The sequence below is a fragment of the Acidovorax sp. genome (genome assembly GCF_027492855.1).
Lineage (GTDB): Bacteria > Pseudomonadota > Gammaproteobacteria > Burkholderiales > Burkholderiaceae_C > Acidovorax.
In genome coordinates, this window is sequence record NZ_JAPUDY010000076.1 from 27,790 (window position 1) to 50,292 (window position 22,503).

General features: G+C 66.3%; 21 protein-coding genes. 10 read left to right on the plus strand and 11 right to left on the minus strand.

The features are described 5' to 3' along the window. Window positions 1–37 precede the first annotated feature (37 nt). Both thiL and Q0105_RS15185 read right to left on the minus strand, forming a co-directional pair. Window positions 38–1,012, minus strand: a complete 975-nt coding sequence (gene thiL / locus Q0105_RS15180) for a thiamine-phosphate kinase (RefSeq protein ID WP_298212969.1) — start codon at window positions 1,010–1,012, stop codon at window positions 38–40. 93 nt (window positions 1,013–1,105) lie between these two features. Then, a complete protein-coding gene (locus Q0105_RS15185; RefSeq protein ID WP_298212970.1) occupies window positions 1,106–2,002 on the minus strand; it encodes a LysR family transcriptional regulator in 897 nt (298 codons plus the stop codon). 161 nt (window positions 2,003–2,163) lie between these two features. Here Q0105_RS15185 and Q0105_RS15190 point away from each other — a divergent pair, with 161 nt between their 5' ends. Further along, window positions 2,164–2,385: a hypothetical protein gene (locus Q0105_RS15190; protein WP_298212971.1), complete on the plus strand. Its 222-nt coding sequence runs from the start codon at window positions 2,164–2,166 to the stop codon at window positions 2,383–2,385. A 6-nt stretch (window positions 2,386–2,391) separates the two neighbouring features. After that, complete coding sequence (locus Q0105_RS15195; RefSeq protein ID WP_298212972.1) at window positions 2,392–2,805, plus strand: tautomerase family protein; 414 nt, start codon at window positions 2,392–2,394, stop codon at window positions 2,803–2,805. Window positions 2,806–2,814: 9 nt separating this feature from the next. On the opposite strand, the gene Q0105_RS15200 is transcribed toward Q0105_RS15195, so the two are convergent. From Q0105_RS15200 to apaG, 4 genes are all read right to left on the minus strand, one after another. Then, entirely contained in the window at window positions 2,815–3,939 is a 1,125-nt protein-coding gene (locus Q0105_RS15200) for a YbdK family carboxylate-amine ligase (RefSeq protein WP_298212973.1), read from the minus strand. Further along, the gene (locus tag Q0105_RS15205) at window positions 3,929–5,188 is read right to left on the minus strand and encodes a cation:proton antiporter (protein WP_298212974.1); all 1,260 of its coding nucleotides are present in this window, start codon (window positions 5,186–5,188) and stop codon (window positions 3,929–3,931) included. The genes Q0105_RS15200 and Q0105_RS15205 overlap by 11 nt, the downstream gene beginning before the upstream one ends. Window positions 5,189–5,375: 187 nt before the next feature. Next, a complete protein-coding gene (locus tag Q0105_RS15210; protein WP_298212975.1) occupies window positions 5,376–7,382 on the minus strand; it encodes a site-specific recombinase in 2,007 nt (668 codons plus the stop codon). A gap of 141 nt (window positions 7,383–7,523) precedes the next feature. Further along, on the minus strand, window positions 7,524–7,931 hold the full coding sequence (gene apaG / locus Q0105_RS15215; RefSeq protein ID WP_298212976.1) for a Co2+/Mg2+ efflux protein ApaG: 408 nt from the start codon (window positions 7,929–7,931) through the stop codon (window positions 7,524–7,526). An 88-nt stretch (window positions 7,932–8,019) separates the two neighbouring features. Between apaG and rpe the strand changes: the two genes are divergently transcribed. After that, window positions 8,020–8,703, plus strand: coding sequence for a ribulose-phosphate 3-epimerase (rpe, locus tag Q0105_RS15220; RefSeq protein ID WP_298212977.1), 684 nt, complete (start codon window positions 8,020–8,022; stop codon window positions 8,701–8,703). A 30-nt stretch (window positions 8,704–8,733) separates the two neighbouring features. Here rpe and Q0105_RS15225 read toward each other — a convergent pair whose 3' ends face one another. Then, window positions 8,734–10,911, minus strand: coding sequence for a HAMP domain-containing sensor histidine kinase (locus Q0105_RS15225; RefSeq protein ID WP_298212978.1), 2,178 nt, complete (start codon window positions 10,909–10,911; stop codon window positions 8,734–8,736). Then, complete coding sequence (locus tag Q0105_RS15230; protein ID WP_298212979.1) at window positions 10,908–11,606, minus strand: response regulator; 699 nt, start codon at window positions 11,604–11,606, stop codon at window positions 10,908–10,910. Before Q0105_RS15230 ends, Q0105_RS15225 begins: the two co-directional genes overlap by 4 nt. Before the next feature lie 231 nt (window positions 11,607–11,837). On the opposite strand from Q0105_RS15230, the gene Q0105_RS15235 reads away from it, so the two are divergent. From Q0105_RS15235 to gph, 3 genes are all read left to right on the plus strand, one after another. After that, window positions 11,838–13,172, plus strand: coding sequence for an SPFH domain-containing protein (locus tag Q0105_RS15235; protein ID WP_298212980.1), 1,335 nt, complete (start codon window positions 11,838–11,840; stop codon window positions 13,170–13,172). Window positions 13,173–13,174: 2 nt separating this feature from the next. Continuing rightward, a complete protein-coding gene (locus Q0105_RS15240; RefSeq protein WP_298212981.1) occupies window positions 13,175–14,695 on the plus strand; it encodes a hypothetical protein in 1,521 nt (506 codons plus the stop codon). A gap of 82 nt (window positions 14,696–14,777) precedes the next feature. Then, window positions 14,778–15,557: a phosphoglycolate phosphatase gene (gph, locus tag Q0105_RS15245; RefSeq protein ID WP_298212982.1), complete on the plus strand. Its 780-nt coding sequence runs from the start codon at window positions 14,778–14,780 to the stop codon at window positions 15,555–15,557. Here gph and Q0105_RS15250 read toward each other — a convergent pair. The 3 genes from Q0105_RS15250 to Q0105_RS15260 form a co-directional block, all read right to left on the minus strand. Then, window positions 15,499–16,062 (minus strand): chalcone isomerase family protein, encoded by a 564-nt coding sequence (locus Q0105_RS15250; RefSeq protein ID WP_298212983.1) that lies wholly within the window; start codon window positions 16,060–16,062, stop codon window positions 15,499–15,501. The genes gph and Q0105_RS15250 overlap by 59 nt on opposite strands. Window positions 16,063–16,486: 424 nt before the next feature. Next, window positions 16,487–18,115 carry a methyl-accepting chemotaxis protein gene (locus Q0105_RS15255; RefSeq protein ID WP_298212984.1) on the minus strand — a complete coding sequence of 543 codons (1,629 nt, stop codon included), beginning with the start codon at window positions 18,113–18,115 and terminating at the stop codon, window positions 16,487–16,489. A 288-nt stretch (window positions 18,116–18,403) separates the two neighbouring features. Then, window positions 18,404–18,991, minus strand: coding sequence for a chalcone isomerase family protein (locus Q0105_RS15260; protein ID WP_298212985.1), 588 nt, complete (start codon window positions 18,989–18,991; stop codon window positions 18,404–18,406). A gap of 367 nt (window positions 18,992–19,358) precedes the next feature. Between Q0105_RS15260 and trpE the strand changes: the two genes are divergently transcribed. Genes trpE through Q0105_RS15280 form a run of 4 tightly spaced genes read left to right on the plus strand, consistent with a single transcriptional unit; the run spans window position 19,359 to window position 22,493 of the window. Next, window positions 19,359–20,858 (plus strand): anthranilate synthase component I, encoded by a 1,500-nt coding sequence (gene trpE / locus Q0105_RS15265; RefSeq protein WP_298212986.1) that lies wholly within the window; start codon window positions 19,359–19,361, stop codon window positions 20,856–20,858. After that, complete coding sequence (locus tag Q0105_RS15270; protein ID WP_298212987.1) at window positions 20,855–21,241, plus strand: chorismate mutase; 387 nt, start codon at window positions 20,855–20,857, stop codon at window positions 21,239–21,241. Before trpE ends, Q0105_RS15270 begins: the two co-directional genes overlap by 4 nt. Beyond that, window positions 21,238–21,825, plus strand: coding sequence for an aminodeoxychorismate/anthranilate synthase component II (locus tag Q0105_RS15275; protein WP_298212988.1), 588 nt, complete (start codon window positions 21,238–21,240; stop codon window positions 21,823–21,825). Before Q0105_RS15270 ends, Q0105_RS15275 begins: the two co-directional genes overlap by 4 nt. Next, entirely contained in the window at window positions 21,822–22,493 is a 672-nt protein-coding gene (locus Q0105_RS15280) for a LysE family translocator (protein WP_298212989.1), read from the plus strand. The genes Q0105_RS15275 and Q0105_RS15280 overlap by 4 nt, the downstream gene beginning before the upstream one ends. Window positions 22,494–22,503 lie beyond the last annotated feature (10 nt).

A 22,503-nucleotide genomic window follows, 5' to 3' on the forward strand; every position in this document is an offset into this window, starting at 1 on the left:
GCTGTTCCAGATGCGCTGATGGGGGCCTTTGTTTCGTTCACCCGAAATGGTCGAACGAGGCATAGCGGTTCTCCACCGCCTGCCCCTGTCCATCCACCAGCCGCAGGCCAGGTTCAGCCAGCACGGAGCCGATGCGGGTGACTTGTGTGCCGCTGGCCTGTGCGACGGCGGCCACGTCATCCCGGCGTGCAGGTGGGGCGGTGAACGCCAGCTCGTAGTCGTCGCCCCCGGCCAGCGTGCACTGGCGAATCAGTTCAATGTCAAAAGGGGTGCTGCCGCTTATTGGATAAGCGCTAGCAGCTATCAAATTAGTAGTAACCTGGGTGTCGATGCGTGCCCCCACGCCCGAGGCCTTGAGGATGTGCGACAGGTCGCCCAGCAGCCCGTCGGAGAGGTCCATGGCGCTGCTGGCCACGCCGCGCAGGGCCTGGCCCAGCGCTACGCGCGGGGTGGGGCGCTCAAGCCGCTGGCGGGTGCGGGCCAGTGTGTCTGTGGGCAGTGCAATGTGGCCGAGCAGGGCCTCCAGCGCCAGGCGGGCGTCGCCCAGCGTGCCGCTCACGTAGATGTCGTCACCGGGCTTTGCGCCGCTGCGCAGCAGGGCTTGGCCCGTGGGCACCTCGCCAAACACGGTGATGCAGAGGTTGAGCGGGCCCTGGGTGGTGTCGCCCCCCACCAGCTCGCAGCCATGCGCATCGGCCAGCGCCAGCAGCCCGCGCGAGAAGCCTGCGAGCCAGTGTTCATCGACGCGCGGCAGCGACAAGGCCAAGGTGAAGGCCAGCGGGCGGGCGCCGCAAGCTGCCAGGTCCGACAGGTTCACGGCCAGCGCCTTGTGGCCCAGCGCCTCGGGGTCCACGTCGGCGAAAAAGTGGCGGCCTTCCACCAGCATGTCGCTCGAGATAGCCAGTTGCATGCCGGGCGTGGGCGCCAGCAGCGCGCAGTCATCGCCCACGCCCAGGGCGGCCTTGCGCACGGGACGGGTGAAGTAGCGGGCGATCAGGTCGAACTCACCCATGGCACGGCCTTGCGGGCGTGGCGCCGGTGTTTGGGGATGACGGTGAAAAAGCAGAAAACATGGGTGAAAAAGGCGGGGCGGAATGGTGGCGCGCTAGTGCTGCGCAAACCACTGCGCCCAGTGGTCGATGCAGGCCTGGATCTTGGGCAGCCGGTGCCTGCGGGTGAGGGTGATGGCGTGGATGGGGCTGGGTTGCAGGTCTGTGAACGGGGCCAGCACGGGCGCAAGCAGGCCCTGGCGCACCAGAGGCTCGCCCACCATGGTGGCCAGGCGCCCGATGCCCAGGCCCTGCAGCACCATGCGCGCCGTGGTGGCGGTGCTGTCCGAGCGCCAGTGTCCCTCCACCGTCAGGACGTATGGCTCGCCATCCATGCGGAACGTCCATTGGTTCAGAAAGGCCACCGCGCTGTTGGCGATGAGCCGGTGCTGGCGCAGGTCGTCGGGTTGCTGGGGCGTGCCGTGCGCCTGCAGGTAGCCCGGCGTGGCATACAGGCCGCGCGCCAGGTTGCCCAGCGGGCGGGCCACCACGGTGTCGGTGAGCGGCGGCCCGGTGCGGATGGCGATGTCGATGCCGTCGCGCGCCATGTCGGCCATGCGGTCGTCCACCAGCAGATCGACGCGCAGCAGCGGGTGCTTTTGCTGCAGGCTCTCGAAGCTGGGTATCAGCAGATATTCGGCCACCACCGAGCTGCAGGCCACGCGCACCCAGCCGCTGGGCTGGCCGCTTTGGCTGGCGAACTCGCCTTCCAGCTCGTCCAGGGTGCTGGTGATGCGCCGGCAGTAGTCCAGAAAAGTCTGCCCCTCGGCCGTGGGCGTGAGGCCGTGGGTGCTGCGGTGGATGAGCCGCGTGCCGGTGGATTTTTCGATGCGCGCCAGGGTGCGCGAGACCTGGCTCACCGGTACGTTGCGCTCGCGCGCGGCCGCCGACAGCGAACCCAGGTCAGCGACGCGGGCGAACAGGTGCATGTCTTCAAAGCGGATGTCGCGCATCAGGCAATGGTAATGGCGCAGCCCGCGGGCAGGGGTTTTGCAGCAGACGCAAAACCCTGTTGCAGCCCACATGGTTTCGGTGGCGGGCGCCTTTACCTACAGTCGCTTCACCCCTCCACGAAGCGCTGAACAGGCTTCAAGACACACCGAAAGGAATGGCAATGCACAGCAATCACCACCTGCACCACGAGCTGTCACAGCACGACTACCACCGCTTGCGCGAAGCCGCCAAGCAGCGCGCGCTGCAACTGCGCCAGGAGGCCCTGCGCGACATCCCCGGCCACGCTGTGCGCTCGGTGCTGCGCGGCGCCGCCCGCTGGCTCAGCCGCCTGGCGGGGGGCCATGCCCTGCACCACGCCCCTTGCGCCCCTGCCCGGAGCTGATGCGCCATGCCTACCCTGGTTCTGAAACTCGCCCCCTTGCAAAACCCCGAGCGCTACCGGTCGCTGGCGCACGCGCTGACCGAGCTCACGGTAAGCCTTCTGGGCAAGCGCCGTGAGGTGACGGCGGTGGTCATCGACGACCTGCCTGCCGCACGCTGGCACATCGGCGACACGCCCGCCGAGCAGCCCACGGCGCTGCTGGAGATCAGCATCACCCAAGGCACCAATACGCCAGCGGAAAAGGCAGCCTTCATCGAGGCCGCCTATGCTGAACTGCGACGCCAATTGGCCACAGATGGCGCGTTGGCCGTTGCCAGCTACGTGGTGGTGCGGGAGCTGCCCGCTACCGACTGGGGCTATGGCGGGCGCACGCAGCAGGCGCGCAAGCTGGCGCTGGCGCAGCAGCCGCAACCCGCGTGACGGCCCCGGTTAGACCGGCGCGCCGCGAAAGCGCTGCGCGGCCTGGCGGCAGAGCTCGGCCAGCAGTTGCTCTTCACGCTGGCGCTCGCGCAGCCAGCGGGCGTCGTTTTGGCCCGCCTCGACCTCGGTGCGCAGCATGTGCATGGCGCTCGACGCGCCCTGCACGGCGGCATGGCCCGCGATTTTGTCCATGGTTTTCAGGATGTGCTCACGCAGCGGCATGTGGTCGCCCGTGGCCGGGTCCACATACACGGCGTCCATGCCGAAGCGGCAGGCCTGGAAGCGGTTGTAGGTATAGACGAGGTAGTCGTCCTCTTCGGGCATGAAGGGCTGGTCGGCCAGGAACCAGGCGCCCAGCGACTGCACGTAGCCCGCGAGCGCGGCGGCGCGTTCGATGGTGAGCGGCGTGTCGAACACCCGGATCTCGATGGTGCCGAACTCGGGCTTGGGGCGGATGTCCCAGTAGAAGTCCTTCATGCTCTTCACCACGCCGGTGCGCGTCATCTTGTCGAAGTATTTGCCGAAGTCCGTCCAGGTCAGCACGCTGGGCGCACGGCCCGACAGCGGGAAGGCAAACACCGAATTGAGGCGGGCCGAATCAAAGGCCGTGTCGTGCCCCTGCACATAGGGGCTGGAGGCTGAGAGCGCAATGAAGTGCGGGATGTAGCGGCTCATGCGGTGCAGCATGAGCAGCGCGGCATCGGCGTCCGGACAGCCGATGTGCACGTGCTGGCCGAAGATGGTGAATTGTTTGGAGAGGTAGCCGTAGAGCTGCGAAAGTTCCTGAAAGCGCGGCTTGTCGTAGATGCGGCGCTCATGCCACTGCTGGAACGGGTGCGTGCCCCCACCCACCACGGCGATGTTGAGCTTGTCGGCACTCTTGACCAACGCATCGCGGATGGGCGTGAGCTGGCCCAGCACCTCGCTGGCCGAGTGGCAGATGCCGGTAGAGATTTCGATCATGCTGTTCGTCATTTCGGGCACCACGCTGCCGGGCAGCGGGGTTTTTTTCATGAGGCGCAGCATGTCCTCGGCATAGGGCGCGAGGTCGTAGTCGTTGGTGTTGACGAGCTGCAGCTCCAGCTCAACGCCCAGCGTCAGTGGTTCGGAATGGTTGAAGGCTTCAAGACTCACGGTTGTTGTCTCCATTGTTGCCACGGGTCAGCGGGGCCCAGGGTTTGGAGCTTTCGCCCGCACGGTAGATGGCCACGGTGGCGATCACGGCACCCAGCACCTCCATGAGCAGGATGGCGGGTAGCGCCACCCCTGCGATCACATGGCCGGTGGAGGGCGATGCCAGCACGAACTGCGAGGCGAGCAGCAGGGCGATGGACGACATCGGCGTCATCGCGCAGCCCACCCACAGGGCCTGTTTCCAGCTGGCGCCGCTGCCCACGTTGCCCAGCGCCACGCCGGTGGCCTTGGCCACCAGGCGCACGGCAATCAGGGCCAGCACCACACCGGCCACGGGAGCGCTCCAGTCGGCCTGCGCTGCCACGGTGGAGACCAGCACGAACATCAGCATGGTGAGCAGCGACGATGCATTGCCCAACTGGCGCGGCCAGGCCCAGGGGCGCGGGTTGAGTTGCTTGAGCAGCATGCCGCCCAGCAGCGCTGCCAGGGGGGCCGACCCGCCCATGTGCGCGGCCACGGCCGTGCCCGCCGCCACCAGCGCGAGAAACAGCATGGAGGTGTTCTCGCTCGTGGGGCTCATGAGGCGCAGGGCCATGCGCAGGACCAGGGCCAGCACGGCTGCTACCACGATGGACACGCCCAGCACCACCACCACGGGGTACACGGCCTCCAGCACGGTGAGGCTCTGGCGGTTGATGAGTTCGGCCTTGGCGCTGCCCAGGGTCAGCGCATACAGCGTGGACAGCGTGGTGAGCACGATGGCGCGTTCCGTCACCGGCCCGGCCGCCCGCGTGTCGGCCACCACGCGCGTGAGCACGGCAGGAGAAGCGGCCATGGCCACCAGCGCCAGCGGGCCTGCGGCCTGCTCGGGCAATTGCAGCCACACCAGCACCCAGTACACGGCAAAGTAGGTCAGTGCCGATTCGGCGATGCTCTGCACCAGCACCATCGGGTTGTGGCGGAACCAGCGCAGCGGGATGCGCCCGCCGCATTCAAACAGCACGATGGCAATGCCCAGTTCCAGCAAGAACAGGCCAATGCCCTGCAGCGGCCAGACGGCGCCACCAAAGCCCGCGAGGCCTGCGACGGTGCCGACCAGCGAATAGCCCACTACCTTGGGCAGCCCGGTGTGGCGTTGCGTGAGATAGCCCACCATGGCGGCCACGGCCAGCAGCAGCGACCATTGCACGGTGGGCAGTCCCGCCGAGGGGCGCAGCCACTGCGCCCAAAAGCTCAGGATTTCATTCATGTCATGGGACCTCTGCGTCGGATGGGCATTGCCCGATGTTGTGAAGGATAGGCGTACCAGGCCCTCCGCAGAAGAGAGAGGGAGTGTTTGGGTACTGAACCCCCTTAATTTACAGGCAGAAACACATTCCCCGTGTAGGACGGGGGCGGCGGTTTTTGGGGCCGCTGCTGGCGATTCCGGAAGAAAACTAAGGGGTCGCCGTGCGGCGTGTGGGGATGAAAAAACTCAGCGGTGCCGTGCGCATGCGCGCGCGAATGGCCGCATAAATGCGCGAGCGGTCCACGCCACTCACGTTCTGCGCGCGCAGGGCCAGGCTGAAGGCCAGGTAGAAGCTCACCGACACGTTCAAGGCGCCCAGAAACGGCAGCGAGGCCATGGCCCACCAGAAGGCGGGCATGTGGATCACCTCCATGCCCAGCGCCGCGCTGGCCGCACCCATCTGCCCCGTGGACAGCGTGACGTGGCGCACATCCAGCCCCAGCCCGAAGAACGAAGCGAACGCGGGAACCAGGCCCAGCATGAACCCGAGCGAGATGTTGGCCGCAAAGCCCGAGAGGTTCTCGCGCAGGAAACGTGCCCAGCGCGCAGCGCGCTCAGCGCCCAGCAGCTGTGTGATGCGCGGGTTGTAGTGCATGGCCGAGTCCAGGCGGTAGAGCACGAACCAGTTCTCCGTCCACCCCGCGATGATGCTCGACGCGAACAGCAGGACCCCGGTGAAGGCGGCGAAGAGCAGCGACGGCCCGAGCAAGTGCAACGAGTCGAGCACATGCTCGGCCTGGTGCTGGCTGATGACCGGGCCACCGATGGCCCAGGTGATCAGCATGGACAGCCCCAGCACGGCGGGGAACACCACCAGCACATTGCCCAGCACGGACGCCACCTGCGAGCGCACCAGGTGCGTGATCTCATCGACGAACTCCGCAATGGCATCGCCTGAGCCCAGCTCCTTGAGCTTGGCCGCCATGGCGGGTGCCGTCATGGCGGGCTGCTTGGTGGCCACGGTGAAGTGCAGCAACTGGATCAGCACGAAGCTGACCGCGTAGTTGATGCCAGCCATGAAGCCCCCCCAGAACGCGGAGAGCGCCAGCGCATAGATGCCGAACTTGATCAGCGTGGTGAAGGCCATCACGGCGCCGCCCCCCGCCGCCTTGCGCAGCATGGCGCCGTATTCGGCGCCCGTGCGGGTGATGTAGTGCTCGCCGGTTTCGGCGCTGCGCTCGGCCACCTTGGCGGCCAGCAAGGACGAGTTGGCGGCCAGCAGCGCGCGCAGGCTGCGCCGCTCCTGCCCCACCATCACCAGGTGCGCCATGAGGCGCGCAGCAGTGACGGCGGGCTTGGGCGAGAGCAGGCAGTCGAGCAGCTCGCGCACACGCAGAATGCGCGCGCGCAGCTGCCGCAGGCGAAACACCAGCCCGACCGAAATGCCGTTGTCCTCGAAATGTGTGTACACGGTGGCCGCCGCCGCGCGGCAGGCCTCCAGGCGCTCGCGCAGGCGCTGGGCGCTCTCGTTGAGCCGATCGGGGGTGCGCAGCGCGTGCAGCACCTCCACGCGCAGGCTCTCCACCTCGCGAATGAGCGCGTGAAACGGCTGGGCCTCGCGCGTGGATTCGCTCATGCGCAGCCGCAGCTCGGGCGCGAAGCCGGTCGAGAGGATCTGCCCCGCGCAGTAAGTGATGGCGTCGAGCAAAGCCTTGTGCCAGCGCGTGGCGCCCCCGGTGCGGCCATCGGGGTCGCTGGGTGCCAGCAGGTTCACCAGCCGGTTGAGCTGATCTTCCCCCAGCGCAGCCAGCCACTGGGCATCGAAGGCACTGGGCAGCGCCAGCATGAAGAGTTCAGACGCATCGATGGTCTCGGGGCTGCCCGGCATCACCTTCATGCGCAGGCGCTCGGCCACCTCGCTGACCAGCGCGGTGCGGGGTGCAAAGCCGAAATCGGCCAGCAAGGTGGTGATGTCCACATGGTCCACCAGGGTGGACCACCAGGCCTGCAACTGGCGCTGGGTGTCTGGCCGACCCTCTGCGGTGTCCAGAAAAAGCTGCACCCGCTCCACGGAGGCGGGCACGGAATTGCCCTTGCCGCGCACCCAGTCGAGCAGGTTGATCAGCCACAGATGGCGGTGGGCCAGATGGGCCGAAGGGTCCAGCGTCGCAAGGAGGCTGTCCAGATCGGTCGTCGGGGGGGGGTGATTTTTCATCGCCGGGCCGCCCCAAGATGAAAAACGGCCCCCTTGGGGGGCAGCGACCACACGAAGTGGGGAGCGTGGGGGTAATTCCTCATCGCCGGGCCGCCCCAAGATGAAAAGCGGCCCCCTGGGGAGCGTGGGGGTAATCGCGCTTCAATGCAGCACCCGCCCGCTCAACGGGTCGCCCGAAGGGCCGTGGCCGAGCGCTTCCAGCACGAACAGCGGCACGGGCGTGTTGAAGGGCTCACCGTCTTCGGCCACGCAGTGGAAGGTGCCATGCATGGTGCCGCTGGCCGTGCGCAGGCGGCAGCCGCTGGTGTATTGGAACGACTCGCCGGGCTTGAGCAAGGGCTGCTGCCCCACCACGCCCAGGCCTTTGACCTCTTCGGTGTGGCCGCGCGCGTCGCTGATGATCCAGTGCCGGGAGATCAACTGGGCGGGCGCCCCTCCGGCGTTGGTAATGGTGATGGTGTAGGCGAAGCTGAACACACCGGTGTCCGGCGCAGACTGCTCGGGAAGGTATTCGGGCAGAACTTCCACGTCAAACTGGTACTTTGGCATGGGGCGAATGGTAACCGTGCCGCCCCGCGCTGTGGGCTCCGTCGCCCCGCAAACCCCCAGGTTCTTTGCGCTTTGAGACAATCGGGGGATGAGCCGCACATTCCAAATCGCCCCCTCCATCCTTTCTGCCGACTTTGCCCGCCTGGGCGAAGAAGTGCGCAACGTCATCGCCGCTGGCGCGGACTGGATCCACTTTGACGTGATGGACAACCATTACGTGCCCAACCTCACCTTCGGCCCCATGGTGTGCCAGGCCTTGAAGCCACACGCCAAAACGCCCGCTGGCGTGGCCGTGCCGATCGACGTGCACCTGATGATCGAGCCTGTGGACGCCCTGGCGGCCGCGTTTGCCGATGCGGGCGCAGACTACATCAGCTTTCACCCCGACGCCTCGGGCCACGTGCACCGCAGCATCCAGGCCATCCGCGCCAAGGGCGTCAAGCCCGGATTGGTGTTCAACCCGGCCGAGCCGCTGGACGTGCTGGACTGGGTGATCGACGACATCGACCTCATCCTCATCATGAGCGTGAACCCCGGCTTTGGCGGCCAGAGCTTCATCGACTCGGCCCTGCGCAAGATCGAGGCCGTGCGCAAGCGCATCGACGCCTCGGGCAAGGACATCCGCCTGGAGGTGGACGGCGGCATCAAGGCCGACAACATCCGCCGCGTGGCCGATGCGGGCGCCGATACCTTCGTGGCGGGCAGCGCGATTTTTGGCAAACCCGACTACAAAGGCGTGATCGACGCCATGCGCGTGCAACTGGCTGCTTGATGGCGGGCAGGGGGGCGCCCGCCGGGTGGCCTACCCCAGCCGCTGAAACGTCAGCACGAACGCCACACCATGCTCGGTGTTGCGAGCATTGACGGTGCCCCCCATCTTGGCCATGTAGGTCTTGGCCACAAACAGGCCCTGGCCCCGGTGCTCGCCCTCGCCCAGCGGGGTAGGGCTGGCAGGGTCTGAAACGCCCAGTTCAAATATCCGCTCCAGCAGGTCTTCGGCAATGGTCGAGCCCTGGTTGTGCAGCGTGGCGCTGGCCGTGGATTCCGATGCCGTGAGCGTCAGCGTGATGGGGCTGCCCGTGGGGCGGTAGCGGTCGGCGTTGCGCAGGATGTGGGTCACCACGTCTTCAAGCGCAAACTCGTCGGCCCGCACGATGACCGGGCCAGGGTGGCCTGGGCCTGGGGCGTACGCCACATCCAGAATGCCCGCAAAGTGCGCGTTGTCGGCCACGTTGCGCAAGAAGGCATCCAGGTCCAGCCGCCCCTCGGGCACATCGGCGGCTTGCAGCGCCTCGGCGGGCGATGCCGTGCCATACAGCACATGGATGGCCTGCTGCATGCGTAGCACATAGCGGTGGCCGGGGTCTTGCGGGCCGTTCAGTGCCATCAGCGATTGCAGGGGCGACATGATCTCGTGCCCCACGGCGTGCCACATGTCGCGCTCTTGCTGGGCGCGCAGTTGCTCGCGCTGCAGGTCGTCCTTCACACGCTGCAGCAGGTCGGCCAGGCCCCCAGCCAGAATGCCCAGCTCGTCAGAGCCGCGCAGGTCCGACACATCCAGGTCGCCCAGCCGGGGCCCGGTGTGGCCGGGCTGCACGTTGTACGACACGGCGGCGGCGCGGCGGGTGAGGGCCGTCACGCGGCGGATCAGACCCACCTCTATCACCAGCCAGGCCAGCGCAATGGCGCCCAGCATGGCGCCCAGGTACCACGACAGGCGCGTGGCCACGGCGGCCAGGCCCTGCTCCACGCCGCGCAGGTGACCGGTGAAGCTCACCACGTAGTTGCCGGTGGGCGTGTCCAGAATGTCTTGCGCCGTGGGGGCGGCTGGTGGTGTGGCTGCCGGGCCCACGCCTGCGGCCTCCAGCGGCAGCCAGCGGATCAGACGCAGTAACCAGGGCGCTGACGGCTCGGCCTGCACGTCCAAGCCCTTGAGGGTGAGGGCACTGGCCTCGTTGTTGCCCAGCTTGCGGATTTGCACGCGCTCGCCCGGCAGCAGGCTGCGCGAGAGGTCGTTCAGCGATGCGGCCAGCTGGGCGCCAGAGGCGTTGCTGTCAAACAGCGGTTTGCTGCCTTCGCCAGGGGCCAGCATTTCCACCCGTACGCGTATCTGCCCCAAGTCTTCGGGAGGCCAGACGAGGCGTTCGTCCTTGCGAAACAGCGCTTCGCGGAACAGCTCGACCGGCAGGCGGATCGAGTAGTGGGTGCGGCGCAGGCAGTTGGAGGCTGCGGTGGCCTCGCCAGAAGGCTGATTGGCCGATGGCGGCGGCAGGTCACGGCACTGGCCGTTTTGCCACAGCCAGCCCCGAAAGTCGCGCACGGGCCGCGCGCGGGCGTCGAGTTGTGGCGCGCCGTTGTCCACAAACCCCGTCAGGCGCCCGCGCACGGCCGCGCTGCCCTGTGGGGGCATGGCCTCGTAGGGCGCCACCCAGCGGTAGGTGGTGCCGCGCATGTCCAGGCTGATGCGCGCACGGTGGGCCTCGGCAGGCACCAGCGCGCCGCGCTCCCGGGGCGTCAGCTCGCCCGCGTAAAAGCTGCCCACCAGGTAAATGAAGCCGCCTGCATAGGGGTTGTTGCCAATCGCCGCGCACACCGAGGCCCCGTCGGGGTATTGCACGGAGCAGCCCGCCATCTCCACGGCCTGCTGCGATTTTTGGGGATCGTCAAAGTCGATGGCGGCATAGGGCAGCAGCAGCGGCGCCAGCGGCGTCACGCCCTGGCCCAGGTGGCTGGCATTGAGCAGCGCCAACTGGCCCGAGGGGTGGCGCAGCCGCGCCATGACCTCGGCCTGGCTGCGCACAAAACCGTGTTGGTAGGCCTGCCAGGCGCGCTCTTTTTCGTCCTTGAGCACGACCACGCTCAGCGCCACCGTGGCCATGGCCAGCAGTACGAACACCCCGCGCACGAGGATGCGCAGGCGGAACGCGGGCAGCCCGAGCCGGGGGATTTCGAGTGCGGGGCGGCGCAGCAGGCGCTTCATTTGCCTACCCAGCGAAACCCGCGCATGGGCACGTTCTCAATGCCTTCAAAGCCCGGGTCCACCTCGCGCAGCGCTTCACGGATGGTGCTGACATGCTTGCGCACGTTGTCGCGGTTGCGGCCGCTTTTCACCACCTCGAAAAGCTCGTCGTAAGACACCACCTCGCCACTGCGTTGGTGCAGTGTGGCCAGAATGCGCTGGGCCGTGAGCGGCAGGTTGATGCGTTCGCCGCGCCAGGTGGGGGTGCGCTGCCATAGCGGGTCCAGCACCAGTGCATCGCCCACCGGGGCGGGTGCGGCGCTGGCCGGGGTCTGTGCCTGCGTGGTGCGCAGGATGTCGAGGAAGGTGTCGATGAAGTCAGCCTCTTCAAACGTGGTTTTCTGCAGGTAGTCCCACGCATCCAGCGCCTTCATGATGCTGCGGTAAATGGCCGCCGGCATGGCCGACACCACCAGCACCGGCGTGCCCTGGCGCAGCTTGTTGATGGCGTTGATGAGGGCCACGCCCGCATGGCGCTCACGGCCCAATTCGATGTCGAGCACCACGGCGTCGTAGTGCTCGCGGGCCAGCGCGGCTTCGGCCTCGTCGCGGGTGAACCACTGGTCGATCACGATACCGCTCTTCGCACTGCGTATCCATCCGGCCAACTGGTTGCTGGTGGGCAGATCGTCTTCGATCACGGCAATGCGGGTCATGGGCAGGGCGGGGCAGTGGAGGGGTGTGCGGATTATCCCGGCCCCTCGTCGAGGACGGTGTGAGTTTTTCTTCCGGGGCCGGAAGGTTCGTGCGGGCGGTGTGAGCGCATTGGGGGCTGCGCCGCATTGTTGCTTCCGGGGTGGATCCGAACAATCGGTCCTCAATGAGCAACCCGCTGCGGTGGCTCAGACACCGACAACAACACTGACCCAACCCGAGAGAGAAACACCATGAAAGCCACCTGGAACCGCATCGTGCAGACCCTGAAGGGACGCCCCTCCACCTCGTTGCCCGAAACGGGCACGGAACCTGCGCTGGACGCTGAATCGCAAAGCCCTGTGGCAGCCGATGTAGGAGGTGAAGATGCCCCACGCCTGAACTGGGCCTACCTGCTGCCCACGGCCCGCACCGTGCGCTGGCTGACCGCTGGCGCTGTGGTGGCCGCAGCGGGCCTGATGGTGTACCGCAACCCGCCGGTGCAACACCTGGCGCAAGGTGACTTGGGCGTGCGCCTGAACCAGTTCAACGGCGCCGTGAGCCTGTGGCGCGATGGCAGCGTATGGGTGGTACCCGGCCTGCACACGGTGCGTGTTTTTTCCTTGCGTGACCAGAGCTACCGCCCTGAAGCCATGCGCCAGGCCACGGGCAGCGCGCCGCTGCAGTCGGTGGAAGGGCTCTCGCTGGGGCTGGACCTGAGCGTGCGCTATGCGCTGGACCCGGCCTCACCCGCTGTCAAGGCCGGCAACCTGCCCGACGACGTCGGCGCCGACATCGTCGAGCCCGCCGTACAGGGCCTGGTCTACAAGGTGTTTGCCCGCTACACAGTGCGTGAAATCTTCTCGTCCAAGCGCGCCGAGATTGCGCAAATCATCGAAACCGAGCTGCGTGCCCGCCTGGCCGCCGATGGCGTCACGCTGCGCAGCCTCCAGATCGGCAAGGTGGACCTGCCCGCCGAGTACCGCCGGGGCATGGACAGCTTGCTGGCCGAAGAACTGGCGTCCGAAAAAATGCGCTACACGCTGGAGTTGAAAGACAAGCGCGTGAAGGAGACCGAGCTGGATGCCAGCGCCGACAAGGTACGCCGCGAAGTGGCCGCCGAGGCCGCCGCGCGTGAGCAGATCATCGCGGCCAAGGCGCAAGAAGAGGCCATGAAGCATGTGTTGCCCTTCAAGCAGCGCCAAATCGAGCAGCGCCAGCTCGAAGCAGAGGCCGAGAAGGTCTCGCGCATCAAAGCCGCCGAGGGCAGCGCCCAGGCCCGCCGCATCGAAGCCAATGGCGAGGCAGATGCCCGCCAGAAACTGGCCGAAGCCGAGGCCTACCGGATGGACCGCATTGGCAAGGTGAACGCCGAGCAAATGGCGCGCGAAGGCGCGCTGGTGACCAAACACCCGCTGCTCATCCAGAAGACGCTGGCCGACAAGCTCTCGGACAAGATCCAGGTCATCATCGCGCCCCCGCCCACCAATGGCGACTTCATCGGCGCCGCGCTGCTGGGCGGCAACCGCAACGCCCACGCCGCTGCTGTGGCGGATGACGCCGCCATGACCCAAGCCACGGAGCAATAAGCATGAACGCCACCCTCGCAACCCTGTTGGCGGCCGTGGTCAGCGCTGCGGTCACCGTGGCGGCCGAGGCCGCCCCCCAGCCGTCACCTGGCGCCCAGGGCAGCGCCATCGTGGTGCAAGACCAGGCCAGCCTGCGCGCCGCCCCGCGCGACGGTGCCCAGCAGCAGGCCAGCCTGTGGCAGGGCGAGGTGCTGGAGGTGCGCGGCGAGCGCCTCGATTACCTGCAGGTGTGGGACCACAAGCGCGAACGCGGTGGTTTCATCCGCGCCAGCGATGTGCGCCGCGTGGCGCTGACCGAGTCCGAAGGCCCCGCGCTGCTGGCCGTGATGCGTTTTGTGCAGGACACGCCGGGCGCCGAGGCGCTGGGCATCGGCCTCACTGCCGCCTACCTGCAAGCCGCGTCCGCCAAGGCCCTGGCGGGTGTAGAGGGTGCGCAGGCCTTCGATGCACTGGGCACCTTTGCCGACCGGCTGGCGCGCCGCGCGTCGGCCGCCGTGCCGGGCAAGGCCTCGGGCGCCACGCTGTCGGCGCACCTGGATGTGGCCAACGGCTACGGCGTGCGTTTTGCTACCTACGAGGTTGAAGGGCGCATGCAGGTTTGTTATGAGGGCGAAGCCTTTCGCCGTCTGCTGGCCATGCCCGTGGCCGATGCCGAGCAGCGCGCCCGCGCCGCCCTGGCGTTGACCCGCCCCGAATGCATGAACCCCGACCTGCCCGCGCACGAGCGCGCCAAGCTCACCACCTGGCAGGCCGATGTGCTGGAGCGCGTGGACGTGGCGGGCCTGCCGGGCTACTTGCGCAACCGTGTGCAAATGCGCCGCGCCAGCGTGTGGGGCGCCACGGCCTTCCAGCAGGCACGCAAAAACGTGGCCGACCCGGCCGTGGCCGCTGCGGCTGCACGTGCCCTGACGGAATTCGCCGGAGTGAGCAAGGCCGACCTGCCCGACGAGGACCAGAGCGCCTACAACGACGCCGCCATGCGCGTGAGTGCCGTGCGTTGGGCGCTAGTGCCCGCTGCTGTGCCCGCGGCTGTTGCCAGCACCCGCCCCACACTGCTGACCGAACCCGGTGCCCTCGGCGAAACCTGCGTGCTGCTGGTGGATGCCCAGCACAGCGCCAAGGCCCCGCTGCTGCGCCGCTGCACCTACGGCGTGGTGTGGGCGGCATCGGCCAGCACCAACCGCGAGGGCACGGCCGTGGCACTGGCCGTGCAGCCGATGGAAGGCTGGCGCGAGTTGTGGGTGCTGCGCAAGACCGAGGGCGGCTGGCTGGCCGATGTGCTGCCGCCTGCCGCCACCACACCCGAGACTGGTGTGGCCGAATGGGCGGGCTGGGTGCCCGGCGGCCAGCAGATGCTGGTGTCGCGCGAAGCCCGAGGCCAGGGCCGCTACCGCAAGAGCTTTGAGGTGGTGCGGCTGGAAGGCCTGAGCACCGAGCGCGTCACGGGTGACATCACGGCCCTGCCCCTGTTCCAGCGCTGGCAGGACCCGGCCTGGAAGCGGCAGACCCTGAGTTTGCGTTGAGGAATGCGGGGCGGCGTGGGTGGCGGCCCCTGCCTCCTTAAACTTGGCGTTCTTTCTTTTTCCTACTTTTTGAGCCCGTCCCATGTCCGACCACGCCACCGCTGCCCCGTCTCCCCTCCTTTCCCGCGTGGATGCCGTCATCGTGGACCTGGACGGCACCATGGTGGACACCATGGGCGACTTTAACGAGGCGATCAAGCGCATGCTCGCCGAGCTGGCCCTGCCGGCTATTTGCGCCGGGCACATCGAGCACATGGTGGGCAAAGGCTCCGAACATTTGCTCCATTCCGTGCTCAATCACGTTCTGGAGCCCATGGATCAAGCGCAACGCGCTATCAAAATTGAATCTCTGTACCCCGAGGTATGGGCCAGCTACCAGCGGCACTACCTGGCCATCAACGGCCAGTACGCCACGGTTTATGCGGGGGTGCCAGAGGGGCTGGCGGCTTTGCGCGCGGTGGGGTTGCGCCTGGCCTGCCTGACGAATAAGCCCACGGACTTTGCGTTGCCGCTCTTGCAATCGAAGGGGCTCGATGGCTACTTCGACAAGGTGTTTGGCGGCGACGCGTTCGAACGCAAGAAGCCCGACCCGCTGCCCCTCCTCAAAACCTGCGAAGCCTTGGGCACTGTCCCGGCGCGCACGCTGATGGTGGGCGACTCCAGCAACGACGCACAGGCGGCGCGGGCGGCGGGTTGCCCCGTGGTGCTGGTCACCTACGGCTACAACCACGGCCAGCCGGTGCGGGCTGTGGACGCAGATGGTTTCGTGGATTCGCTGGCCGATGTGGCGGGGCTTGCCTCTACTACTGCTGTTGCTGCTGAGGCTGCGACTGCTGCGGCTGGTCGAGCAGTACATCCTTGAGCTTCCAGTCGGCGGGCGTAGGGCCGAGCCAGATGTTCATCATGGCGTGGAAGAACTCGGGCTCCTTGAACGGCTCGCCTTGAGGCTTGCCTTTGACGCTAATGATGGTGCCCGTGCCGGGGATCCAGTCGATGGTGAACTTCTCACCCGGCAACAGCCGCTTGTGGTCGGAGAAGACCTGGCTCATGCGCAGCACGCTGGTCAGCAGCTTGATGTACATGGCCCTTTCCATGTTGGCTTCCACGCCGCGCGTGAACAATTTGCCCAGTTCGGCTGAATCGATCTCACGCAGCATGGTGATGCTCATGCGCTTGGGGCCCGCCAGCGTCAATACTTCTTGTGCGGTGTGGACCTTTTTCTCCAGATACAGGCCCGCCGTATAGACCTTGAACATCGCCTTGTAGCGTATGCCCGCACCATTGAGCTGCAGCGCCCGACCTGCCAATTGTGTGGCATCGTCGTACTTCACATCGGCTACCGTCAAGGCCTGAGCGGGCACGCTCAACCCCCAGGCCGCCGCTGCGCACAACCAGGCTCTAGAAACCCGTCGCACCTTGTCGCGGCTGACCACCTGGCATGCGCCAAGACCAAGACATCCGATATCCATGAATCATCCCCAGGCAATTGGTTAGCAATTAAGAACACGTGGGGACGGAGTGGATCAGGGTTTGACCTGTGCGGGAAGGGCGTTTGCAATTGTTGATTTTTGCGGCGGGCCCGCCGATGGCCTCGTCGGCCATCGGCGTCCATCATCCAATGAGTGGGAATGCAGGCATCTTCTTTTTGTGAAGAAACATGCTGTGGCGCGCTATGGTATTGCGCAATAGGCTATCAAAATAGGAGCATTTGGCCTGCCGCCCATACCTGGGCCTGAGGCCCACACCGCCGTCCGGGGGCCAAGGCCCGCCCGCGTGGATGGCGGGCTGTTCTCAGGCGGGCAACTGGCGTGGCGCGCTGCCGTGGTAGTCCAGCCGGGCTGCATTGGCGGGAGCGGCATGGCTGATTTGGGTGGCGTTGGCCGATAGGCGAAAGACCGCCACCGCATCCACGAGCTGTCCGGCCTGGGTCTTGAGGCTGTCGGCCGCTGCGGCGCTTTGTTCCACCAGGGCTGCGTTCTGCTGCGTGGCGTGGTCCATCTGCGTGATGGCCTCGCCGACCTGCGAAACGCCCGAGCTTTGTTCGCCGCTGGCAGCGCTGATCTCTCCCATGATGTCGGTCACGCGGCGGATCGAGGCAACCACCTCGCTCATCGTGGCGCCGGCCTTGTCGACCAGGGCGGTGCCGCGTTCCACGCGCTCCACACTCGTGCCGATCAGGCCCTTGATCTCCTTGGCGGCCGATGCCGAGCGCTGTGCCAGGTTGCGCACCTCGCTGGCCACCACGGCAAAGCCCCGGCCTTGTTCACCGGCGCGCGCTGCTTCCACCGCTGCGTTCAGCGCCAGGATGTTGGTTTGGAAGGCGATGCCATCGATCACGCTGATGATGTCGGCAATCTTCTTGCTGCTGTCGTTGATGCCCCGCATGGTGTCCACCACCTCGGCCACCACGTCGCCACCCTGCTGCGCCACGGTGGATGCACTCATCGCCAGTTGGTTGGCTTGGCGGGCGTTGTCGGCGTTTTGGCGCACGGTGGAGCCCAGTTCTTCCATCGATGCGGCGGTCTCTTGCAGTGCGCTCGCTTGCTGCTCGGTGCGGGCTGACAGGTCGTTGTTGCCCGATGCGATTTCGGTGCTGGCGGTGGCCACGCCCTCTGCGTTGTGGCGCACGTTGCCCACGATGGTGGCCAGGCGGGACTGCATGGTGGACAGCGCCTGCAGCAATTGCCCGGTTTCGTCGCTGCCATGGGCCTCGATGGGGTGGGTCAGGTCGCCATCGGCAATGCTTTCGGCAGCCCGCTTGCCGAGCTGGACGGGGTGCACGATGGAGCGCGTCACCACCAGTGCCAGCAGTGCGCCCAGCACCACGGCCACCAACGTGCCCGCGCCCAGCAGCACCTGGCTGGCCTTGGCGAGGGTTGACGCGTCGGCCTGGCTCTCGGCCAACTGGGTGGCCATGGCCTGGCGCAGGTCGTCGAGCGACTTCAGGTACTTGTCTGCCAGCGGACGCAGGTCTTTGTCCACCATGGAGGGCACGTTGGGCTCGCCACCCCGGTGCAGCTCGCGGATTTCGCCCAGCTTCTCGTTGTAGGCCTTGCGCGCCGCCGCAATGGCGACCAGCAGGCTGCGGCCTTGCGCACTGTCCACCAAAGCCTCGATGCGCTGCACCTTGGCCTCAATGCCTTTGGTCGTGGCCTGCGTATCGGCCGTCAGTTTCTCCATGTAGTCACGGTCGATGGCCTTGAGAAAGGCTTCGGTGCGCGTCCAGTTGAGGCGGATGTCCGAGGTCCAGTCTTCCACCAGGATTCGCTGCTCGATCTCCTGGGTGGCCACCCGCTCGCTGGCGCTTTGGAGGTTGCCGATACGCCACATGCCCACTGCCGCGATGAGGGCAGTGATGAGCAGGATGGCGCCAAAGGATGCGCCCAGGCGCAGGCCGACGGTGAGGTTGCTGAGTTTCATGATGGTGTCAGGCGCGAAAGAGGCCGGGCCGAAAAAGGAGGCTGTGCGAACGACGGAAACTGCATACGGCCGCCTGGTTGGGTGGGCTGGCGCGGGTGGCGTGCAAGACGCCGGGGCATCGGGGCTGCGGGTGCGCGGGTGGCGTGCAGCCTGATGCTGGGGGGTGCCGGTGGGCACGGGGTGTCCGGAATCACAGGTTAGGCCCCTGGCGTGATCCAGAGCTGTCCAGCTTGCGACAGCCGAGGGGCGGTATGGGGCATTTTTGCAACTGAGAACGTCAGCTGGTGTTTAGGCTGGTTTGCCCAGCAAGGCGTCCTTGAGCTTCCAGTCGGCAGGCGTGTTGCCCAGCCAGATGCCCAGCAATGCGTTGAAGAACTCGGGTTCCTTGAACGGTTCGCCCTGGGGCTTGCCTTTGACGGTAATGACCGTGCCGGTGCCCGGAATCCAGTCGATCATGAACTGGTCGCCCGCTGCCAGCTTTTTGTGGTCCGAGAAGATCTGGCTCATGCGCAGCACGCCTGGAATCAGCTTGGAGAACGCCGCGCGGTCCATGTTGTCCTCCATGCCGCGCGAGAACAGCTTGCCCAGCTCGGTGGAATCGATCTCGCGCAGCATGGTGATGCTCATGCGCTTGGGGCCCTTGAGGGCGTTGATGTCCGGGGTCGTCCCGGCCTTCTTTTCAAGGTACAGGCCCGCCGTGTAGACCTTGAACACGGCCTTGTAGCGGACCCCTGCACCGTTGAGCTGCAGCGTGCTGCCATGCAGATCTGCCGTCTCTTCGTATTTGACACCGGCCACGGTCATGGGCTGGGCGACAGCGGTCGCGGCCAACAGACAAGCTCCCAACACCAGGGCGCCTCGCTGGAGGAAGTTCATGCACAACTCCTAAAAAAGAACGATCGTTCGTTTCTAATTGTTGCAGCGCTCTGGGTGGCCCGCAACAGGGTTTTCGATGGGTTGTGTGATCTCGTCTTGATGCGGGTCAGATCCGGACGCCAAAAAAGCTTTGCTACACTTTGGTCCATGTTCATTCACCACGTGTTCATCACAGGTTGCAGCGACCGGGGAGCCTGGCCCTGGCGTCAGCCTGCCTCTTTGAACGCCTGATGGCACGCAGGGCCTGCGCCCCAGCGTGCACCCGTGGCCTCCCCCTGTGATGCGGTGGGGCCGATCGAATGGACCGCAGCGCCCCTTTTTATTCATTGCACAGGGACACGCGCTGCGATAGCTGGGAGCCCTCCCCGTGATCACAGAACTTGAATTCAAAAGCCTGGCCAGCGAAGGCTACAACCGCATTCCGCTCATGGTCGAGGCCTTTGCGGACCTGGAAACCCCGCTCTCGCTTTACCTGAAGCTGGCGCACACCAAGGACGGCGGCAAGCACAGCTTTCTGCTCGAATCCGTGGTGGGCGGCGAGCGCTTCGGGCGCTACAGCTTCATCGGCCTGCCCGCGCGCACGCTGCTGCGGGCCAGCGGCTTTGGCGCCGCAGCGCGCACCGAGGTGGTGACCGACGGCCAGGTGGTCGAGACTGCCACCGGCAACCCGCTCGACTTCATTGCCGACTACCAAAACCGCTTCAAGGTGGCCCTGCGCCCCGGCTTGCCGCGCTTTTGTGGCGGCCTGGCGGGCTACTTTGGCTACGACGCGGTGCGCTATATCGAGAAGAAGCTCGAAAACACCTGCCCGCCCGACACCCTGGACTGCCCCGACATCCTGCTGCTGCAGTGCGAAGAGCTGGCCGTCATTGACAACCTCTCGGGCAAACTCTACCTCATCGTTTATGCCGACCCGGCCCAGCCCGAGGCCTACACCCGCGCCAAGAAGCGCCTGCGCGACCTTAAAGAGCAACTCAAGTATTCGGTGAGCGCGCCCGTGGTCAAGGCCACCGAAAGCCACCCCGCCCAGCGCGACTTCGCCAAGGCTGACTACCTGGCCGCCGTGAACCGTGCCAAGGAGCTGATCGCCGCGGGCGATTTCATGCAGGTGCAGGTGGGCCAGCGCATCCACAAGCGCTACACCGAATCGCCGCTGTCGCTGTACCGCGCGCTGCGCTCGCTCAACCCGTCGCCGTACATGTATTTCTACGACTTTGGCGACTTCCACGTGGTGGGCGCCAGCCCCGAGATCCTGGTGCGCCAGGAAAAGACCGAAGAAGGCACCAAGGTCACCATCCGTCCTCTGGCGGGAACCCGTCCGCGCGGCGCCACGCCCGAGAAGGACAAGGCCACCGAGGTCGAACTCATCAACGACCCCAAGGAGCGCGCCGAGCATGTGATGCTGATCGACTTGGCACGCAACGACATCGGCCGCATCGTCAAAACGGGCACCGTGAAGGTGACCGAGGCCTTTGCCGTGGAGCGCTACAGCCATGTGATGCACATCGTGAGCAATGTGGAAGGCATCTTGAACGACGGCATGACCAGCATGGACGTGCTCAAGGCCACCTTCCCCGCGGGCACGCTGACCGGCGCACCCAAGGTGCACGCCATGGAAATCATCGACCAGCTCGAACCCACCAAACGCGGCCTGTATGGCGGCGCCTGCGGCTACCTGAGCTACGCGGGCGACATGGACGTGGCCATCGCCATCCGCACCGGCATCATCAAGAATGGCACGCTGTATGTGCAGGCCGCAGCCGGCGTAGTGGCCGACTCGGTGCCCGAACTGGAATGGAAAGAAACCGAACACAAGGCCCGCGCCTTGCTGCGCGCCGCCGAGCTGGTCGAGGAGGGGCTGGAATGATGAAAGCCACACCCCAAGCCATCGACCTGGTGCAGCCCTGCACCACCATGGCCGATGTGCGCCGCCACATCGACGCCCTGGACGACATCCTGGTGCCACTGCTGGTGCAGCGCACCGGCTACATGACACAGGCCGCGCGCATCAAGCCCAGCGCGACCTTGGTGCGCGACGAGGATCGTATCGAGGCCATCGTGGGCCGGGTGCGCGCCAGCGCCGCCCTCCACGGCGGCCCGCCCGATGTGCTCGAAGCCATCTACCGCAGCCTGATGGAGCATTCCATCGCTTATGAACACCGCGAGTTCGCGCGCCAGCGCGCAGGGCAGAGTGCAGAAGCCGCCGCCCAGAACACGCCAGCGGCCCAGGCCGCAGGGAGCGCAGCATGAAACTTTTGATGGTCGATAACTACGACAGTTTTACCTACAACATCGTCCAGTACTTTGGCGAGCTGGGCGCCGACGTGGAGGTGTTCCGCAACGACGAGATCACCGTGGCCGAGATCGAGGCGCGCCTGAATGCCGGGCAGCTTGACCGCCTGGTGATCTCGCCTGGGCCTTGCTCACCGGCCGAGGCGGGTATCTCGGTGGCCGCCATCACGCACTTTGCGGGCAAGCTGCCCATTTTGGGCGTGTGCCTGGGCCACCAGGCCATTGGCGCGGCCTTTGGCGGCCGCATCATTCGTGCCCAGGAATTGATGCACGGCAAGACCAGCGTCATCACCACCACACAAAAAGGCGTGTTCGCCGGGCTGCCCGAAAAGTTCACCGTCAACCGCTACCACTCGCTGTCCATCGAGCGCGCCACCTGCCCCGACGTGCTGGAGGTGACGGCTTGGACCGATGACGGCGAGATCATGGGCGTGCGCCACAAAGAGCTGGCGATTGAAGGCGTGCAGTTCCACCCAGAGAGCATCCTCACCGAACACGGCCACGCCATGCTCAAGAACTTTCTTCTGGAGCAGCGGGCATGACGATCATCGACACCCACCAACTCGTGATGTTCATCGCTGCGGGCTGGCTGCTTAACCTCACGCCGGGGCCCGATGTGCTCTACATCGTCACCAATGCGCTCAAGTCTGGCACGCGCGCGGGCATCGTGGCGGGGCTGGGCATCACGGCCGGGTGTTTTGTGCACATCTTCGCGGCGGCCGTGGGTGTGGGCGCATTGCTGGCCACCTCGGCCACGGCGTTCACCGTGCTCAAGTGGGTGGGCGCGGCCTACCTGATGTGGATGGGCGTGCGCATGCTGTTTGCAAAAAAGGCGGCCGATGGCGGCAGCAGCGCGGCCCTGGCGGCTGCGCAGGCGGCCCCCGCACAAAGCACACCGCTTCGCAAGGTGTTCCTGGGTGGCTTCTGGACCAATGTGCTCAACCCCAAGGTCGCCATCTTTTTCCTGGCCTTTGTGCCGCAGTTCATTGCACCGGGCACCGACAACAAGGCGCTGGCCTTTGTGCTGCTGGGTGTGCTGTTCAACGTCAACGCCATCCCTGTCAACACGGGCTGGGCGCTGGCGGCATCGTGGATGGCGCGGCGTGCCGGGGCTATCCAGCGCGGCATGCACTGGCTGGACCGTGTGGCGGGCGCCATGTTTATTGGCTTTGGACTCAAGCTGGCCTTCACCGATCAACCTGCAGCGTAAAAATCAGGAG

Excerpts from the sequence above, each read along its gene's own strand:
- thiL (WP_298212969.1), bottom strand. The coding sequence starts at position 1,012 with ATGGGTGAGTTCGACCTGATCGCCCGCTACTTCACCCGTCCCGTGCGC.
- Q0105_RS15185 (WP_298212970.1), bottom strand. The coding sequence starts at position 2,002 with ATGCGCGACATCCGCTTTGAAGACATGCACCTGTTCGCCCGCGTCGCT.
- Q0105_RS15190 (WP_298212971.1), top strand. The coding sequence starts at position 2,164 with ATGCACAGCAATCACCACCTGCACCACGAGCTGTCACAGCACGACTAC.
- Q0105_RS15195 (WP_298212972.1), top strand. The coding sequence starts at position 2,392 with ATGCCTACCCTGGTTCTGAAACTCGCCCCCTTGCAAAACCCCGAGCGC.
- Q0105_RS15205 (WP_298212974.1), bottom strand. The coding sequence starts at position 5,188 with ATGAATGAAATCCTGAGCTTTTGGGCGCAGTGGCTGCGCCCCTCGGCG.
- Q0105_RS15210 (WP_298212975.1), bottom strand. The coding sequence starts at position 7,382 with ATGAAAAATCACCCCCCCCCGACGACCGATCTGGACAGCCTCCTTGCG.
- apaG (WP_298212976.1), bottom strand. The coding sequence starts at position 7,931 with ATGCCAAAGTACCAGTTTGACGTGGAAGTTCTGCCCGAATACCTTCCC.
- rpe (WP_298212977.1), top strand. The coding sequence starts at position 8,020 with ATGAGCCGCACATTCCAAATCGCCCCCTCCATCCTTTCTGCCGACTTT.
- Q0105_RS15225 (WP_298212978.1), bottom strand. The coding sequence starts at position 10,911 with ATGAAGCGCCTGCTGCGCCGCCCCGCACTCGAAATCCCCCGGCTCGGG.
- Q0105_RS15230 (WP_298212979.1), bottom strand. The coding sequence starts at position 11,606 with ATGACCCGCATTGCCGTGATCGAAGACGATCTGCCCACCAGCAACCAG.
- Q0105_RS15235 (WP_298212980.1), top strand. The coding sequence starts at position 11,838 with ATGAAAGCCACCTGGAACCGCATCGTGCAGACCCTGAAGGGACGCCCC.
- Q0105_RS15240 (WP_298212981.1), top strand. The coding sequence starts at position 13,175 with ATGAACGCCACCCTCGCAACCCTGTTGGCGGCCGTGGTCAGCGCTGCG.
- gph (WP_298212982.1), top strand. The coding sequence starts at position 14,778 with ATGTCCGACCACGCCACCGCTGCCCCGTCTCCCCTCCTTTCCCGCGTG.
- Q0105_RS15255 (WP_298212984.1), bottom strand. The coding sequence starts at position 18,115 with ATGAAACTCAGCAACCTCACCGTCGGCCTGCGCCTGGGCGCATCCTTT.
- Q0105_RS15260 (WP_298212985.1), bottom strand. The coding sequence starts at position 18,991 with ATGAACTTCCTCCAGCGAGGCGCCCTGGTGTTGGGAGCTTGTCTGTTG.
- Q0105_RS15270 (WP_298212987.1), top strand. The coding sequence starts at position 20,855 with ATGATGAAAGCCACACCCCAAGCCATCGACCTGGTGCAGCCCTGCACC.
- Q0105_RS15275 (WP_298212988.1), top strand. The coding sequence starts at position 21,238 with ATGAAACTTTTGATGGTCGATAACTACGACAGTTTTACCTACAACATC.
- Q0105_RS15280 (WP_298212989.1), top strand. The coding sequence starts at position 21,822 with ATGACGATCATCGACACCCACCAACTCGTGATGTTCATCGCTGCGGGC.